Here is a 17,234-nt window from a genome sequence, read left to right on the forward strand (position 1 = left end):
GTTAATTATCTCGTGACGCATTGGTCAGTAAGGCTTGACCAAAATGTGCTTAAACCTGTTTTTACGCGGTTTACATCTTCTGGCGTACCTAATAATTCAAATCGATACAAAAAAGGAATTTGGCATTTTTGTGCAATAATATCGCCTGCTAATCCGTAAGCTGCACCAAAGTTAGTATTTCCAGAAGCAATGACTCCACGTATTAATTGACGGTTTTCAGGAATATTTAAAAACTGAATAACCGCTTTAGGCACTGCACCTTTAGCACCACCGCCGCCATAAGTTGGGCAAAGCAACACAAAAGGTTGTGTTGCAAGCAAGGTTTCATCTTCAATAATTCTGGTCGCCTTTAAATTGAGCTTTTGTACAAAGCGATGGCAGTTTTCAGAACGACTTGAAAAATAGATCAAAGGTGCAGTTTGCATGAGATGCTCCTTTAGAGCGTGATCTGTCTGATTTTATCAGGGCAGAAACCCGACCAATGTTGTTCACCGTGAACAACTACAGGTACTTGGCGATATCCCATAGAAACAATGTGAGCGAGGGCTTGTGTATCTTTGGTGAGATCAACTGCAACAAACGGAATATTTTTCTGTTTTAAGGCGCGTTCTGTGGCACTGCATTGAACGCAATTCGGTTTGGTATAGAGGATAACAGACATAAAAATAACCCTTATAAAAATATGGATGTGTCTGTTTTCACATCCATAATGAGAAGTCCTTAAATACTATATATAGATTTATTTATTTTCAACCACACAATATATGGTGATTTTCATTTTTGATAATGATTATCATTAAAATTAAATAGTTAGTGAATTAATTTTATTTTTAGATCGCTCGATTGATCAATTTTTATTAGATATACGAGTAATTAGATGATTGCTTTACCAATCAAGCATGATTTAATCTTGTTATTAAAGACAAATCAGCAGAGAAAACATTATGTACCAAGACTATCTCGATGCACCGAAAGGATTTCCAAAACCCTATATCTCTATCACTGCAAATGAAAAAGGGATCACAAGTCTCTATTTTGTGAATGATAAAGAGGTTGCTGTAAACACAAGCCCCGTGATTAACCAATGTATGCAACAATTAAAAGAGTATTTTGCGGGTAAACGCACGACGTTTTCAGTGCCATTAGCGCCTGAAGGAACTGAATTTCAAAGCCGTGTTTGGAAGACATTACAGACAATCCCTTATGGTGAAATTTGGAGCTATAAAAAATTAGCGCTTACATTAGGTTCGATCAATTATTGCAGAGCGGTAGGAATGGCAAACTCGCGCAATCCAATTTCTTTAATTATTCCTTGCCACCGAGTGATTGGTCATAACGGTAAGTTGGTCGGCTATACTGGTGGATTAGATATTAAGCGTTGGCTACTTCACTATGAAAAAGTAGAAATTGATGAATAGTTCAGATTGTAAGTATTAAGTATTGTTTCTTAAGTGAACTATGCGTTAAGGCATGGGATTTGTCTGAATATTAATCATTTGGCAGAAAAAAAATGTGAGTTTCGTGATCTAGACTGTGGACAGGGAATCATCATTTTTGTTTTACTATAGCCAACGCAAAACGCTTGCGTTTATTTTCTATTTTAAAGGTAAACTTGATGTCTAAATTAAAAGGTAACGTTAAGTGGTTTAACGAAACTAAAGGTTTTGGTTTTATCACTCCAGAAGATGGCAGCAAAGATGTATTTGTACACTTTTCCGCTATTACATCAGAAGGCTTTAAAACCCTTGCTGAAGGTCAAAAAGTAGAGTTTGAAGTTACTGACGGCGCGAAAGGGCCATCTGCTGCAAACGTTGTCGCTATCTAATTAACGACTTCTTTGAGACAGTAAAAACCCGTTTTTTAACGGGTTTTTATATTTCTAGAGCAAAACCTGTTTTTTAACGGGTTTTTATATACCTAGAGCAAAGCTCGTTTTTTAACGATTTTTACATTCCGAGTATTAGATCTCTCGTAGTAACCAAAACGCAAAAGCGGTCATTAAAAATGAACCCGCCAAGTTAGCGCCCATCGTACTTAATGCCCATCCTATCTTTCCTTCAGTTAAGAGTGCGACAACTTCGACGGAAAAGGTTGAAAATGTTGTCAAACCGCCACAAAAGCCTGTAGTTAGCATAATTTTCCAAATAGGATCAATATGTGGCGCTTTGCTAAACCAAGCGATACCAAAGGCAATAATAAAAGCACCAATGCAGTTCGCAATAAAGGTGCCCGTAGCAAAATGAGGAAAAATAGAATTTAGGCGGTAGCTAATCAGCCAGCGCAATACGCTACCTAAACCACCACCTATAAATACAGCAATTGCAATGTTAAGCATGAGAGATTAATTGTTATTTAACCTCAATCCCTTGAGCTTGAAGATCAGCATGATAAGACGAGCGAACAAACGGCCCACAAGCTGCATGGGTAAAGCCCATCGCAAGTGCTTGCTCTTTCATATATTCAAACTCATCAGGACTGACGTAGCGTTGAACAGGAAGATGGTGACGACTTGGCTGTAAATATTGCCCTAATGTCAGCATCGTTACCCCATGTTTACGCAGATCACGCATAACGTCAATAATTTCTTCGTTGGTTTCCCCAAGACCGACCATTAAACCCGACTTAGTGGGAATGTCTGGGTGAGCTTGCTTAAAACGCTCTAACAATGTCAATGACCATTGATAGTTAGCACCTGGACGTACTTGACGATAAACGCGAGGAACGTTCTCTAAGTTATGGTTGAAGACATCAGGTGGTGTGTCTGTGAGGATCTCAAGAGCTTTATCCATACGACCACGGAAGTCAGGGACTAATGTTTCAATACGGATCGTTGGATTTTTTGCACGAATTGCAGCAATACAATCAGCAAAATGTTGAGCACCGCCATCACGTAAATCATCGCGGTCTACGGAAGTAATTACGACGTAGCGTAACCCCATATCTTTAATCGTCTGAGCGAGTTTTTCTGGCTCTTGCGGATCGGGGGCATTTGGGCGGCCATGAGCAACATCGCAGAATGGGCAACGGCGTGTACAGATTGCACCCAAGATCATAAAGGTTGCTGTTCCGTGGTTAAAGCATTCTGCAAGGTTAGGACAAGAGGCTTCTTCACAGACGGAATGAAGACCATTTTTACGCATTGCTGCTTTGATACCCTGAATTTTACTTGAGTCAGCGGGTAACTTTATTTTCATCCAATCAGGTTTGCGTAGCAGTTGTTCACGTTCTGTAGCGACTGTTTTAACAGGAATAAGTGCCATTTTATCGGCGTCGCGATATTTAACTCCGCGTTCCATCTGAATAGGTTTACTCATAATTGTGCCAGTTCCAGTTATCTAGAGTGATTAACACGATGTGACTGAGGTAATCAGGGTTTTAAAAAAATATGACAAATGTTAAAAAAATTATAGCATTTTTATTGCTGTGGTTGGAATCCTAGTTGTGTACAAAAATGCTTAACTAATAACGGTGCTACCTGTGTCGTTGTCGTATTTGGTGCAAAATCAATTAACTGCGTCATTTTTAGATCAGAATAACCACAAGGATTTATTCGTGCAAAAGGGGATAAATCCATATCGATATTGAGCGCAAGCCCATGAAAGGAGCAACCTTTACGAATGCGTAATCCTAAAGAGCAAATTTTATCACCCTTTACATAAACGCCGGGCGCATCAACACGAGCATAAGCTTCTACATTAAACTCCGCTAGCGTATCAATAACGGTGTTTTCAAGAGCGGTGACTAATTGACGAACACCTACATGATTGCGTTTTAAATCAATTAAAACATACATTACTTGTTGACCGGGGCCATGATAAGTCACTTGACCACCACGATCAGATTGAATAACAGGAATAGACCCCGTATTTAATAAGTGTTCAGCTTTACCTGCTTGGCCTTGGGTAAAAACCTGTTCATGTTGAACGAGCCATATTTCATCAGGTGTGTGACTTTCCCGTTTTTCCGTAAACTGATGCATAGAATCAGAAACCGGTAAATAGGGTTTCACACCTAATTGGCGAATAATGATTGTCTTGTCTTGCACCGTGAAAATCTTCATTTGTAGCGTAATTGTGAAGAGCAGTATAACGCTCCAGTAAATGAACTACCAGATTGAGATGTTTTTTTTCCTCGGTAGGATGAAAAATGAAGGGATGCAGAATAAGAAAAAGCGCCTTAAAATGATAAAAGGCGCTTTTAAAAAGTTATCTATTAAAAGAAGAGATTACAGAACCATACGTACCAGTTCAAGTTCACCTAATTCTTTATATAACGTTTCTACTTGATCGATATGAGTTGCGTTGATGGTAATAGAAACAGAGTGGTAATTACCTTTGCTACTTGGTTTCACTGAAGGTGTGTAATCACCAGGAGCGTGGCGTTGAATAACTTCAACGACTTGATCCACTAATTCTGGTTTTGCGTGCCCCATCACTTTATAAGTGAAAGAACATGGGAACTCTAACAGTTCGTTTAATTTTGTTTTCATCATAATGTAATTCCTTAAGACAACAGGTGCTGTTGTTTTAATAATTTATGTCTACACCTAATCTTAGCAAATAAAAAGCGCATTCCTTAAATAATAAGGAATGCGATACTGGTAATTAGGGTAAATATGGAAATGGTAAATGTGTTTGTGCCAATATCTAGATAATAGTTATATGTGGTCACATTTACCTTTTTCAAGCCTTAGCCAAACCAGTGTGAGAATAATAATTTGATGTAGTCGATAATACGACTAAAAAAGCCACCTTCTTTTACTTCATTCATCACAACAAGTGGACGTTGTTCAATAACTTGACCATCAAGTTGGAAATTAATTGTTCCCACAACTTGGTTTTTGGACACTGGTGCATGTAATTCTACATTATCAAGAACATAGCTTGCTTTTAAATCTTTTAAACGACCACGAGGAATAGTTAAATAAACATCTTTATCTACCCCTAATTGCACTTTATCTGTTTCGCCATACCAGATAGGCTCAGCAGCGAATTCTTTACCCACTTGCAATGGTTTTACGGTTTCAAAGAAACGGAAACCCCAAGTGAGTAATTTTTTACTTTCGGCATCACGACCTTTAGATGAGTGACCACCCATAACCGCAGAAATTAAACGCATATCGCCTTCGGTTGCGGAAGCGACAAGGTTATAGCCAGCAGATGCAGTATGGCCTGTTTTAATACCATCAACGTTTAAACTGGTATCCCACAACAAACCATTTCGGTTAGTTTGGCGGATATTGTTGTAGGTGTACTCTTTTTCTTTATAGATAGCATACTCATCAGGTACATCACGAATTAATGCTGCACCAATTAGCGCCATATCGCGAGCCGAACTGTATTGTCCTGGGGCATCAAGACCATGAACGGTTTGGAATTGTGTATTCTGTAAACCTAGGCGTTTAACGTAATCGTTCATCATGGTTACAAACGTATCTTGGCTGCCCGCAACATAAGAGGCCATTGCAACACAAGCATCATTACCTGATTGTAAGTTAATGCCACGAGTTAACTGTGCAACTGTAACTTGATCACCCGGTTTTAAGAACATTAAAGAAGAGCCACGAAAAACAGGATTACCCGTTGCCCATGCTTCTTCACCAATGGGTACGATATCGCTATTAGAGATTTTACCAGCACGAATAGATTGACCGATAACATAGCTGGTCATCATCTTGGTTAAACTTGCAGGATCACGGCGAACATCGGCATTCATTTCAGCCAGTACTTTCCCAGAATTATAATCAATAAGAATATAAGATTCGGCTTCGATACTAGGAACAGCGGGTATCATTGTTTTTAGGGAATCTTCCGCAATACTTTGATGACTTACTGTGAGTAAAGCAAAAGTGGCACTTAATAGGCTTGTTCTTAGTAATTTTGCTGGGAGTATCTGTTTCATTCTGTTTGTTTAATCCGAAAATTCAGGGAAAAATAGGGACTGATAAATAAAATATCAGCAAATCCAGACGATTCTACGCTTGAATTTGCTGATATAAAAAGGATTTTACGTAAAATTATCCTTTATTGGGTAATAATAAAACCAGTGATATCTTTAACTTGTTTCAGCTTGCTTTTTATCACTTCGGCTTGATCCTTAGATGAATAAGGGCCGAGTTGCACTTTATATAATCCATCTGTTTTATTGATCACACCTTGGGTGCTAACTGATGATGCTAAATCATCTAGCCAACGTTGTGCGTTATTTTCATTACTGAGAGCACCGACTTGAACATAAAAGCCTTGTGCTATGGCATTTGAGGATAATACTGGTTTTGGCGCTTTTGTTTCTGTCTCCACTGGAGCGGGCATTGGAACTGGCGCCGGTGTTGGAGTTTGGGCTGGAACTGGCGTTGGAGCAGGTGGCTCAACTGGCATATTGTTGTTGGTAGGCGTTGATGTCGTTAATGGCGCGGGCGTTGCTGGTTGGGCATTAAAATTAGGACGCTCAGGTAATGCCGTTGTTTTTTTCTCTATCTGCGCACCATGTGTACCAATACCACTCATATGGCCAGTTTGGTCAACAACAATTCCTTCAATAAGCAATGGAGTTGTCGGCATTAAACGTAAGCTATCAGAAACCGCTGGCGTAACTTGGATTTGTTTCCCATTAACATAGGGGCCTCGGTCGTTAATACGTACAACCATTGTGCGCCCATTGAGCAAGTTTGTGATTTTCGCATAGCTTGGGATCGGTAATGTAGGATGCGCAGCGGCAAATTCATAGGGATTAACGCGCTCACCAATGGTAGTTAAACGACTCATCGCTAAACTATCATAGACAACAGCTTCTCCTCGTTCACTGAAGTTTGCAGGATCAGTCACAATACGGTAAACCACCCCATTTTTTCGGTAATCTTGATTTGCCGTAGGGTGATAAGGCTCGTAACGTGGCTCAGCACCAAGAACACGTTGAGCTGGCACATTGGGTAATGGTGCTGGCTGTTTATTGGTATTTGGTTTATCAATAACACACCCTGACAGTAGCAATGCACTGATACCAATCAAAACCCATTGCAGACGCATAAAAACCTCATTATAAACTTTTCGATAGTAGTTTTCGGTGTGTATGAATCGACATCACGATACCAAACCCAGCCATTAACACAATAAGGGCGGAGCCTCCATAACTCATCAGCGGTAACGGAACACCCACAACAGGAAGGATGCCACTCACCATTCCTATGTTGACAAAAACATAGACAAAGAAAATTAGCATTAATCCGCCAATCATTACTCTACCAAATGTATTTTGTGCTTTCGTTGCAAGGTAAAGACCTCGCGCAATTAAGAGTATATAAAGCGTTAGTAGTATCAAAACACCAATTAATCCGAGTTCTTCAGCCAATACAGCAAAAATAAAGTCTGTATGGCGCTCTGGTAAGAATTCTAATTGAGATTGAGTGCCTTGTAACCATCCTTTTCCATGTAATCCACCAGAACCAATGGCAATTTTAGATTGGATGATATGATATCCTGCGCCAAGCGGGTCTGATTCGGGATCCAGAAGCATCATTACCCGTGCTTGCTGGTAATCATGCATGAGGAAAAACCAAAGTATGGGGATAAAGGCGGCAACAAGTACAATTGCGATAATAATAAGACGCCAGCTCATTCCAGCAAGGAAAAGAACAAATAGCCCTGAAGCAGCAACAAGAATGGATGTCCCCAAATCGGGCTGGGCTGCAACTAATAATGTTGGAACAAAAATAATGACCAGAGCAATGGCGGTATTACGTAACGTAGGTGGGCACACATCTCGATTCATAAATCGCGCCACCATCAAAGGAACGGCAATTTTAGCAATTTCTGAGGGCTGAAAACGTACAATACCTAAATCGAGCCAGCGTTGTGCTCCCTTGCTGATTTGTCCGAAAACATCAACGAGGATCAATAAGAGAACGCAAAAGAAAAAGAGATGAGGCGCCCAACTTTCATAAACTCGGGGTGGGATTTGTGCCATGATGATCATGACCATAAATCCCATTGCAATTTGTCCTAACTTACGTTGCATCATTTCTGGATCTTGTCCGCTGGCACTCCACATAATAAATGCGCTGTATCCTAATAAAGCAATAATGCAAAGTAAGAATAGAGGATCGATATGGATCCGTGTCCAGAAGGATTTTTTCTTGTTCTTTTCAGTCATGAGTATTATTCCTCTGAACCACGCGGTGCTGGTGGAGAAGCTGGCAATACCGTGTTGTTATCACCAAGGAGAATGTGGTCAAGAATTTGTCTTGTAATATCACCGACAGAAGGGCCTGCACCACCATTTTCTAGGATAATAGAGATGGCTACGGTCGGTTTATCATAAGGCGCAAAGGCAATCATCAATTTGTGGTCACGAAGATGTTCAGCCAATTGGCTCGCATTGTAGGTTTCGTAACTAAACACCTGTGCGGTTCCCGATTTTGCTGCTATTTTATAAGGCGCATCAGCAAAACTTCGGCGACCTGTACCATTAGGGAAGTTAGCCACACCATACATACCGTGTTTTGCTAATTCCCAATAACCTGAGTTGATATCGCCAATTTGGCGTGTTTCAGTATCAACATAAGGCAACATTTCATTGCCAAATTTTGTACCGTAAAGTAGGTGAGGGGTTTTAACTTGACCGTCATTAATCAATGTCATTAAAGCTTTTGCCATTTGAATTGGCGTTGCTGTCCAATAACCTTGTCCAATCCCTACGGGGATCGTGTCACCTTGATACCAAGGCTTTTTATAACGTTGCTGTTTCCACTCACGCGTTGGCATGATGCCATTGCGTTCTTCGGATAGATCAATACCTGTATATTCGCCATAACCAAAGCGCTCCATCCAAGTTGATATACGATCAATTCCCATATCATAAGCAACTTGGTAGAAGAAGGTATCCGCAGATTCTACGATAGATTTTGTAACATTAAGTTTTCCATGTCCCCAACGTTTCCAATCTCGATAACGTTTTTCAGAGCCAGGAAGTTGCCACCAGCCGGGATCATGAATTGTTGTATTGGCTGTGATTACACCTTCACTTAATGCAGCAACAGACATAAACGGCTTTACGGTTGATGCAGGTGGATAAAGACCTTGGGTTGTACGGTTGATCAACGGTCTATCTGGGTTGTTTAGTAACCCTTGATATTCGGTGTTCGAAATCCCACCAACAAATAAGTTAGGATCATAACTAGGATTCGATACAAGCGCTAAAATCTCACCATTGCGAGGATCGGTTACTACAACCGCAGCTCGGCTTGTGGTGAGTAATGTTTCAATATAGGTTTGCAGTTCAAGGTCGATGGTAAGATAGATATCTTTACCTGCCTGTGGAGGTTGTTCGTGTAACTGGCGAATAACTCGACCACGACTATTAACTTCAACCTCTTCATAGCCTGTTGTACCGTGTAAAACAGACTCATAATAACGTTCGATGCCTAACTTGCCAATATCATGAGTCGCAGCATAGTTAGGTGATAAACCTTCTTTATCAAGGCGTTCAACATCCTTATCGTTAATTTTTGCGACATAACCAATTACATGCGTTAATGCTGAACCATAAGGATAATAGCGACGTTGATAGCCTTTAATTTCTAAGCCAGGATAACGGTATTGATTGATAGCGAAACGTGCGACTTGTACTTGGCTTAATGTTGTTTTTAAGGCAATAGAACTAAATCGACGTGAGCGCTTGCGCTCTTTTTCAAATGCAGCAATATCTTCGTCCGTTAAGTCAACGACATCCCTTAAACTTTCAAGTGTTTCTTGTAAGTTTGCTACCTTCTCAGGCACAACTTCTAATTGATAGATAGTACGATTGAGCGCAAGAGGGATACCTTTGCGGTCGTAAATAATGCCTCTGCTGGGAGCAATCGGTACTAATTTAATTCGGTTATCATTTGAACGTGTTTGATAATCATCATGGCGAGCGATCTGTAAGTGATTGAGGTTAAAAACCAAAACACCACTCAATATAATAATTACTGAAAATGCGACAATCACACGACGGATAAATAGCTTTGATTCCGCAGTATAATCTCGAAACGGGGTACGTTTTTTTCTTTTCATCCCATTTGACTTCACTTACTGACCCGCCAATTTATTGATTATTCACGATGATAAGGATGGTTTGTGGTAATGCTCCATGCTCGATAAAGGCTTTCTGCAACCACGACACGAACAAGGGGGTGTGGCATTGTTAAAGGAGATAAAGACCAGCTTTGTTCAGCCGCAGCTTTACAAGCGGGCGCTAATCCTTCAGGACCACCAATGAGTAAGCTGACATTTCTACCATCAAGCTTCCATCGATCAAGTTGTTCTGCAAGTTTTGGCGTATCCCAGCGAGCGCCAGGAATATCGAGAGTGACGATACGATTTCCTTTACCTACTGCTGCTAACATTTGTTCACCTTCTTTTTCGAGAATACGTTTAATATCCGCATTCTTCCCACGCTTACCAGCGGGGATCTCGATAAGTTCTAAAGGCATGTCTTTTGGGAATCGATTAAGATAATCCATAAAGCCGGTCTGTATCCAGTCCGGCATTTTTGTACCAACGGCAATGAGCTGTAATTTCAAACTCAGCTCCAGAGTTTTTCAAGTTCGTACATACGGCGACTATCTTCTTGCATGACGTGTACCATGGCTTCACCAAGATCAACGACAATCCAGTCAGAAACGCCTTGTCCTTCAACACCTAAAGGTTGTAATCCCGCTTCGCGGCAATCATCAACGAGATTATCTGCAACAGACATGAGGTGTCTGCTTGATGTACCCGTACAAATAATCATGTAATCAGTTACACTTGATTTTCCGCGGACATCTAATGCAATAATGTCTTGAGCTTTAGAATCTTCAAGTTTATCAATAATAAATTGCTGTAATTCAGAGCCTTGCAAAAGGATCACCTTTAATCTAATGAGTTAATTCAATCGAAAAATAACATACTCGTGATACTTCAAGTTGCAGCGTTGTTGACTACATTTATTCGCACTAGTTATATACTGTGGCATATGCCTAGCGACTTACTCCACTTGTTGTCTAACTGCACCTCAAATTATTTAGAATATGAATGCTATTTTAAAGGAATTTATACCAATAAATCTATTTTACTGGATGATTAATTCCAGTTAGCAATAACAAGAACATAAACCTCATTTTCTTGTTTTTCGACGTTTGATTTAGAAAAATTCATATATGCCCATTAACTGCGTCATAATAAATAACAAAAAGAAGGCAGATAAGAACTTTTCCGTTTAGACGACAGTTTTACCTTACAGTTCCCTTAAGGGAACAGAGGGTGAGAATAACAGCTAAACCTCGTCTGTCAATGCTGATTAAACACCTAATTAGCGTGTTTTGACTTTGTTAGGTTTAGATTATACAGACTAATACTCATACTTTTTAGTTAGAGAGAAAAAGAATGGAAAGAAAAGAAAATTATCTCGGGCTATCTTCAGAAATTGTGAGTAACAGCGATCGCCAATTACAAGAAAAGTTAGCGTTACTTTGTCGTGTCGTTAAAGATGAAAAAATAGGCATTATGCGGATAGATCTCCAAAACAGAGATCATCCGTTGCCGATTTATGGTTATATCGGAAAAGAAGGGGATAGACTTGTTTCGCCATCAAATTTTATTTTACCTCAATTAAGTCTTGAGCAACTTTTACAGCCTATTATTCTCGATCACTTTCTTACTCAATTCTTTGCACTATGCGATTATCAACAACAGGTTAATCAATCATTAAGTAAAGGGGCTTTGATTGAATTTCATAGTCGATATAAATATTTAATTATGGCTTATTCACAAGTGGCTTATCGTGAATTAGGGCGTTATATCGCTAATCTTTCTGACGAAATCTCTCTTGATGAAATTACATCTAAATATCAACAAAAGTTAATGAAGGCATTAAGCGTTGCACCAAGTCGAGAAGGACAAACTAATGCATTAATGCATATGGCGGGTTACTTTAAGCGAGATCTGAGTTCGCAACAGAAACAAGAAATATCACAGACAATTTTGCTATATCGTCAAGGTGTAGTGCCTTTCTCTAAACCTTATGATTTACTCCAATATTGGTTAACCATTTATCCCGATGACTATTTGATTAACCAACGCTATTTTTCGCCTTATCCATCTGCCTTTAATTATTTAAGAGAACAACTTTAAAAAGAATACGTTATTTATAAAGTTGTTGTTGGCGAATATAGTTTTCAACGGAGTTGGGTAGTAAATCGTGGCAATCTAAACCTGCTTTGTGGCGAGCTCGAATGTCTGTCGCTGAAATATTATAAAGTGGTGTGTCAGCGAGGAATATTTTACCTGCGGGTAAGCAATGAATATCTTCTTGCTGTTTGGTTTGGTGCTTTTCCAACCATGCTTGCATTTGCGCTGATTCAAAATGAGTTTGATAACCAGGACGAGCACAAACTAATAAATGACACATGTCTAATAAACTTTCCCATTTGTGCCACGTATTTATTGAAAGCAATGAATCTTGACCAATAATAAAGGCCAAAGGTTGTTTCTCGCCAATTTCTTGTCTGAAGTCTCTTAATGTCTCGATGCTATAAGAGGGGGTTGGTTTTTCAAGCTCGCGGGTATCCACTTTAAAGGAGGAATACGGCTCAAGCGCAAGACGCACCATTTCAAGGCGTTGTTGAGAAGATGCTTCTGGTTGAGGGCGATGAGGAGGAATATTGTTAGGTAACCAAATCACTTCTTTTAAACCAATTAATCCTGAGAGTGCTTCAACAGGACGCAAATGCCCATAATGAATAGGATCGAATGTACCACCATATAAAGCGATGGCTTGGTTAATTAAAGGTGTTGAGTGATTGGTTCTAGGCATGACTGACAAATCCTTCTGGTAGTGCTTTTCCACAAAGTAATAAGCCCAGAGCACTGAGCGAGGGCCAAACTGTCTGTCCGTAATCTTGCTTAATAGTAATTTCAATTGTTGCAAGTAATCGTATTGCTGTCAGCAATTGATGTTCAGATAAACGTTGTAGTGCTGCTGTGAATATTGGGCGTCGGTTTTGCCAAATTCGATGTTTATCAAAAATCGTTTTTAATGAAGCTGTTTTAGATTCACGATGTAGTGTAATCAGCTGCATTAACTCACGTTGTAAAGTTCTGAGTAAAATAACAGGTTCAGAGTCTTCTCTTTTGAGTTGTTGCAATATATGCCATGCACGTTGTGTTTTCCCTGCAAGTAATGCATCAACCCAGTGATAAGGGGTAAAATGTGACGCGTCATTGACCGCCGCTTCGACTCTTGGGAGTGTTAATTTACCGTCAGGGTACAGCAGATAAAGGCGTTCGATGGCTTGTGCTAGTGCTAGTAAATTTCCTTCATAACAGTAGCAAAGTAATTGATTACCTTGTTCATCCAGCGCTAACCCTTTTTGTTTTGCTCGACGCGCAACCCAAGTAGGTAATTTATCAAGCTCAGGTGTTAGACAAGAAACATAGGTTCCATGTTGGCTTAATGTTTTAAACCATTCACTGTTTTCTTGCGCTTTTGTGAGTTTATTGCCACGTAAAATCAACAATAAATCTTGATGCAATTCTTGAGATAGGCGAGTGAGTTTCTCTGACATCGCTGCATTGGGGTCATTTTCAGGTAAATGCAGTAAAAGAGATTGTCTTTGAGAAAAAAGGCTTAGCGATTGACAAAGCGAGTAAATTTCATTCCAGTCTGTATTATTATCAAGGGTAAATTGATAGTGCTCGATAAATCCTTGGGATTTAGCGGTGGATTGAATAGCATCTTGAGATTCTTGGAGTAACAGAGGTTCATTACCCCAGAGTAGGTAACTTTGGCGCAGCCCCTCTTGGAGCTGCGCATTCAGTTGTTCTGGATATAAGCGGATCATTTGGCTGGTGAGATTATCTGTTTTGCCTGCTCAGCTTGTGCGGCTTTTTGGCGTTCAGCGTTGTGAACAACCAATAATTTACGCACTAATATCGCTGTCGCTTGTTCACGCATCTCTTGCTTGATAATGTCATTTTCAGCATCTTTCGCTAATGCTTCTAATGGGTTATCGAAGAATGGGCGTGAAACCTGTGATGAAATTGGGTAAATCGTACCATCAGGCATAATCACTTGTGCATCAAGCACAAATGTTAACTGACTCTCTGCTGATTTACCGTCTTGATACACAGATACGGTTTCTTTACTTTCTGATGAGCCGACAATTTTAAGAATAGGGATATTGGCTGTTGGATTTTCAACAAGCTGAACACCACTAAGTCTAAGTTGTTGACGCATTACTCGAGATAATGGGCCATAAGGGTCACCAGAGCTAAGATAAAGCGTTTTTAATTCTGCTGGAACCTGAGTTTTACCTTGAAGGTGAAAACCACAGCCAGCGGTGATTAACACCGCTAAACCGAAAAATAGCGAAAATAGATATCGCACTAGGCCTCCTTATCAGCCAACAACGATGTTCAGTAATTTGCCTGGAACATAGATGACTTTACGAATAGCCACATCTTCCAAGTATTTTGCAACACTGTACTCTTTTGTCGCCATTTCCTGAACATATTCTTTTTCTGAATTAGCCGGAACAGTAACACGACCACGAACTTTACCATTCACTTGAACGATAATCAGTTTAGTGTCATCAATCATGGCTTCTTCATCAGCAACAGGCCATGGCGCAACATCAACGTCTTCTTTACCACCTAATGCTTGCCACATAACAAAACATGCATGAGGAATAATTGGAGAAAGCATACGAACAATTGCTTCTAATGCTTCTTGCATTAATGCACGATCTTGTTCTGTTTCTTGTGTTGCACGAGTTAATTTATTCATTAACTCCATAATGGCAGCAATCGCGGTGTTAAAGGCTAAACGACGACCTACGTCATCAGATACTTTCGCAATCGTTTTATGTAAGTCACGACGTAAATCTTTTTGTTCTTCTGTCAGTGTAGAAAGATCAAGAGACTGTGTCGCTCCTTTTTGAGTGTGCTCGTGAACTAAACGCCATAAACGACGTAAGAAACGGTTTGCACCTTCAACGCTAGATTCTTGCCATTCCAGTGTTAATTCTGGTGGAGCAGCAAACATCATAAATAAACGAACGGTATCTGCACCATAACGTTCAACCATAGTTTGTGGGTCGATGCCGTTATTTTTAGATTTAGACATTTTGCTCATGCCAGCATAAGTCAATTCATGACCTTCGCTGTCAGTCGCTTTAATGATGCGATTTTTCTCATCACGTTCAACAATCGCTTCAGCAGGAGATACCCAATGGCGAGCACCATCTTCACCAGTGTGATAGAACGCATCCGCTAATACCATGCCTTGGCACAGTAAGCGTTTTGCTGGTTCATCCGAGTTTACTAAACCAGCATCACGCATCAGTTTATGGAAGAAGCGGAAATACATTAAGTGCATGATGGCGTGCTCAATACCACCAATATACCAGTCAACAGGTAACCAATAGTTAGCTGCTTTCGGATCTAACATGCCTTTATCGTAATCAGGGCAGGTATAACGAGCGTAATACCAAGAAGATTCCATAAAGGTGTCAAAAGTATCCGTTTCACGCAGCGCTGGTTGACCATTGATTGTGGTTTTTGCCCACTCAGGATCTGCTTTGATTGGGCTGGTGATCCCGTCCATTTTGACATCTTCTGGCAGGATAACTGGCAGCTGATCTTCAGGAACAGGAACAACAGTACCGTCTTCTAAAGTTGCCATTGGAATTGGCGCACCCCAGTAACGTTGACGAGAAACACCCCAGTCACGTAAACGGTAGTTAACTTTGCGCTCACCAACACCCATTTGTGCCAGTTTATCAGCAATAGCGTTAAAGCCAGCTTGGTTATCAAGACCTGTGAATTCACCAGAGTTAATCAGGCTATTTCTTTCAGTGAATACACTGGCAGAGACATCTGGTTGGTTACCTTCAGCATCTGCAATAACAGCTTTAATTGGTAAATTGTATTTAGTTGCAAATTCCCAGTCACGTTCATCATGGCCTGGAACCGCCATTACAGCACCCGTGCCGTATTCCATTAAGACAAAGTTAGCAACCCAAATAGCGACTTTTTCTTTAGTTAATGGATGAATAGCGTAAAGGCCTGTTGCAATCCCTTTTTTCTCCATTGTTGCCATATCGGCTTCTGCCATTTTCATGTTACGGCATTCATCAATGAATTGTTGAATTTCAGGATTATTTTGAGCAGCTTTTTGCGCTAATGGGTGACCTGCTGCAACTGCAACATAAGTGACGCCCATAAATGTATCTGGACGCGTTGTATAAACGGTCATTGTGTCGTTGCTGTCAGCAACATCAAATTTAATTTCGACACCTTCAGAGCGACCAATCCAGTTACGTTGCATGGTCTTAACTTGTTCAGGCCACTCATCTAACGTATCTAAATCGTTTAACAGCTCTTCGGCATACTCGGTAATTTTGATAAACCACTGTGGAATTTCTTTACGTTCAACAGGGGTATCACAACGCCAGCAGCAGCCATCGATAACTTGTTCGTTGGCTAAAACTGTTAAGTCATGTGGGCACCAGTTAACAGCAGAGGTCTTTTTATAAACTAAGCCTTTTTCATATAACTTAGTAAAGAACCACTGTTCCCAGCGATAATATTCTGGTGTACAGGTAGTGACTTCACGATCCCAATCGTAACCAAAACCCAGTTTTTTTAACTGGTTTTTCATGTAATTGATGTTTTCGTAAGTCCATGGTGCAGGGGCGGTTTTATTTTTTACTGCGGCACCTTCTGCTGGTAAGCCAAACGCATCCCAACCAATAGGCTGTAAGACGTTTTTACCTAGCATACGTTGATAACGGGAAATCACGTCACCAATGGTGTAGTTACGGACGTGTCCCATGTGTAGTCGGCCAGAAGGATAAGGTAGCATTGACAGGCAGTAATATTTTTCTTTGTTATTATCTTCTGTCACTTTAAATGTATTGTTCTTTTCCCAGTGTTCCTGGATAGTTTGCTCTATATCTTCGGGACGATATTGTTCTTGCATGGCACCGATAATCCTATGGTGAATTAATGGCTACCGGAGGGTAACCGCTATTATGAAATTAAGACTTGCATAGCATAGCTGATTTTGTCTAATAGCCACAACTATTGATCTCAATGAAAGCCACTGTTTGCATAACTTTTTCAAGACAATTGCGAGATATCTTGGAAAGAGTTAGAGCAAAAAGACAATAAATGCGTATTTTCTGAAAAAATAATAGGAATATTGCGAAAAAAGAA

General features: G+C 40.1%; 19 protein-coding genes. 3 read left to right on the forward strand and 16 right to left on the reverse strand.

What is annotated here, in order from left to right:
- Positions 1 to 5: 5 nt before the first annotated feature.
- Both nrdI and nrdH read right to left on the reverse strand, forming a co-directional pair.
- Positions 6 to 425 carry a class Ib ribonucleoside-diphosphate reductase assembly flavoprotein NrdI gene (gene nrdI, locus F1325_RS04855; RefSeq protein ID WP_109374073.1) on the reverse strand — a complete coding sequence of 140 codons (420 nt, stop codon included), beginning with the start codon at positions 423 to 425 and terminating at the stop codon, positions 6 to 8.
- Between the two features lie 11 nt (positions 426 to 436).
- The gene (gene nrdH, locus F1325_RS04860) at positions 437 to 661 is read right to left on the reverse strand and encodes a glutaredoxin-like protein NrdH (RefSeq protein ID WP_023581131.1); all 225 of its coding nucleotides are present in this window, start codon (positions 659 to 661) and stop codon (positions 437 to 439) included.
- 283 nt (positions 662 to 944) lie between these two features.
- Here nrdH and F1325_RS04865 point away from each other — a divergent pair, with 283 nt between their 5' ends.
- Together F1325_RS04865 and cspE are read left to right on the forward strand one after the other, a co-directional pair.
- Positions 945 to 1,418 carry a methylated-DNA--[protein]-cysteine S-methyltransferase gene (locus F1325_RS04865; protein WP_109374074.1) on the forward strand — a complete coding sequence of 158 codons (474 nt, stop codon included), beginning with the start codon at positions 945 to 947 and terminating at the stop codon, positions 1,416 to 1,418.
- 197 nt (positions 1,419 to 1,615) lie between these two features.
- Positions 1,616 to 1,825 (forward strand): transcription antiterminator/RNA stability regulator CspE, encoded by a 210-nt coding sequence (gene cspE / locus F1325_RS04870; RefSeq protein WP_023581133.1) that lies wholly within the window; start codon positions 1,616 to 1,618, stop codon positions 1,823 to 1,825.
- Between the two features lie 135 nt (positions 1,826 to 1,960).
- Here cspE and crcB read toward each other — a convergent pair whose 3' ends face one another.
- The 10 genes from crcB to rsfS form a co-directional block, all read right to left on the reverse strand.
- Entirely contained in the window at positions 1,961 to 2,335 is a 375-nt protein-coding gene (crcB, locus tag F1325_RS04875; protein WP_109374075.1) for a fluoride efflux transporter CrcB, read from the reverse strand.
- 13 nt (positions 2,336 to 2,348) lie between these two features.
- A complete protein-coding gene (lipA, locus tag F1325_RS04880) occupies positions 2,349 to 3,314 on the reverse strand; it encodes a lipoyl synthase (protein WP_075671558.1) in 966 nt (321 codons plus the stop codon).
- A 101-nt stretch (positions 3,315 to 3,415) separates the two neighbouring features.
- Positions 3,416 to 4,060, reverse strand: coding sequence for a lipoyl(octanoyl) transferase LipB (gene lipB / locus F1325_RS04885; protein ID WP_109374076.1), 645 nt, complete (start codon positions 4,058 to 4,060; stop codon positions 3,416 to 3,418).
- Positions 4,061 to 4,225: 165 nt separating this feature from the next.
- Positions 4,226 to 4,489: a DUF493 family protein YbeD gene (gene ybeD / locus F1325_RS04890; RefSeq protein ID WP_036912266.1), complete on the reverse strand. Its 264-nt coding sequence runs from the start codon at positions 4,487 to 4,489 to the stop codon at positions 4,226 to 4,228.
- A 200-nt stretch (positions 4,490 to 4,689) separates the two neighbouring features.
- Positions 4,690 to 5,901 (reverse strand): D-alanyl-D-alanine carboxypeptidase DacA, encoded by a 1,212-nt coding sequence (dacA, locus tag F1325_RS04895; RefSeq protein WP_109374077.1) that lies wholly within the window; start codon positions 5,899 to 5,901, stop codon positions 4,690 to 4,692.
- A 122-nt stretch (positions 5,902 to 6,023) separates the two neighbouring features.
- Positions 6,024 to 7,025, reverse strand: coding sequence for an endolytic peptidoglycan transglycosylase RlpA (gene rlpA, locus F1325_RS04900; protein WP_109374078.1), 1,002 nt, complete (start codon positions 7,023 to 7,025; stop codon positions 6,024 to 6,026).
- A 10-nt stretch (positions 7,026 to 7,035) separates the two neighbouring features.
- On the reverse strand, positions 7,036 to 8,148 hold the full coding sequence (gene mrdB, locus F1325_RS04905; RefSeq protein ID WP_109374079.1) for a peptidoglycan glycosyltransferase MrdB: 1,113 nt from the start codon (positions 8,146 to 8,148) through the stop codon (positions 7,036 to 7,038).
- Between the two features lie 5 nt (positions 8,149 to 8,153).
- Positions 8,154 to 10,049 carry a peptidoglycan DD-transpeptidase MrdA gene (mrdA, locus tag F1325_RS04910; RefSeq protein ID WP_109374080.1) on the reverse strand — a complete coding sequence of 632 codons (1,896 nt, stop codon included), beginning with the start codon at positions 10,047 to 10,049 and terminating at the stop codon, positions 8,154 to 8,156.
- 38 nt (positions 10,050 to 10,087) lie between these two features.
- Complete coding sequence (gene rlmH, locus F1325_RS04915) at positions 10,088 to 10,558, reverse strand: 23S rRNA (pseudouridine(1915)-N(3))-methyltransferase RlmH (RefSeq protein ID WP_004246050.1); 471 nt, start codon at positions 10,556 to 10,558, stop codon at positions 10,088 to 10,090.
- A gap of 2 nt (positions 10,559 to 10,560) precedes the next feature.
- The gene (rsfS, locus tag F1325_RS04920) at positions 10,561 to 10,887 is read right to left on the reverse strand and encodes a ribosome silencing factor (RefSeq protein WP_006537732.1); all 327 of its coding nucleotides are present in this window, start codon (positions 10,885 to 10,887) and stop codon (positions 10,561 to 10,563) included.
- Between the two features lie 515 nt (positions 10,888 to 11,402).
- On the opposite strand from rsfS, the gene F1325_RS04925 reads away from it, so the two are divergent.
- A complete protein-coding gene (locus tag F1325_RS04925; RefSeq protein WP_160230061.1) occupies positions 11,403 to 12,149 on the forward strand; it encodes a YbgA family protein in 747 nt (248 codons plus the stop codon).
- Positions 12,150 to 12,159: 10 nt separating this feature from the next.
- Here the strand turns inward: F1325_RS04925 and nadD are convergent, their stop codons facing one another.
- Genes nadD through leuS form a run of 4 tightly spaced genes read right to left on the reverse strand, consistent with a single transcriptional unit; the run spans position 12,160 to position 16,998 of the window.
- Entirely contained in the window at positions 12,160 to 12,831 is a 672-nt protein-coding gene (nadD, locus tag F1325_RS04930) for a nicotinate-nucleotide adenylyltransferase (protein WP_109374082.1), read from the reverse strand.
- Positions 12,824 to 13,858 carry a DNA polymerase III subunit delta gene (gene holA, locus F1325_RS04935; protein ID WP_160230062.1) on the reverse strand — a complete coding sequence of 345 codons (1,035 nt, stop codon included), beginning with the start codon at positions 13,856 to 13,858 and terminating at the stop codon, positions 12,824 to 12,826. The genes nadD and holA overlap by 8 nt, the downstream gene beginning before the upstream one ends.
- Positions 13,855 to 14,403: an LPS assembly lipoprotein LptE gene (gene lptE / locus F1325_RS04940; RefSeq protein WP_109374084.1), complete on the reverse strand. Its 549-nt coding sequence runs from the start codon at positions 14,401 to 14,403 to the stop codon at positions 13,855 to 13,857. Before lptE ends, holA begins: the two co-directional genes overlap by 4 nt.
- A 12-nt stretch (positions 14,404 to 14,415) precedes the next feature.
- Positions 14,416 to 16,998: a leucine--tRNA ligase gene (gene leuS, locus F1325_RS04945; RefSeq protein WP_109374085.1), complete on the reverse strand. Its 2,583-nt coding sequence runs from the start codon at positions 16,996 to 16,998 to the stop codon at positions 14,416 to 14,418.
- Positions 16,999 to 17,234: the final 236 nt, after the last annotated feature.

This window comes from Proteus columbae, from assembly GCF_009914335.1.
Taxonomy (GTDB): Bacteria; Pseudomonadota; Gammaproteobacteria; order Enterobacterales; family Enterobacteriaceae; genus Proteus.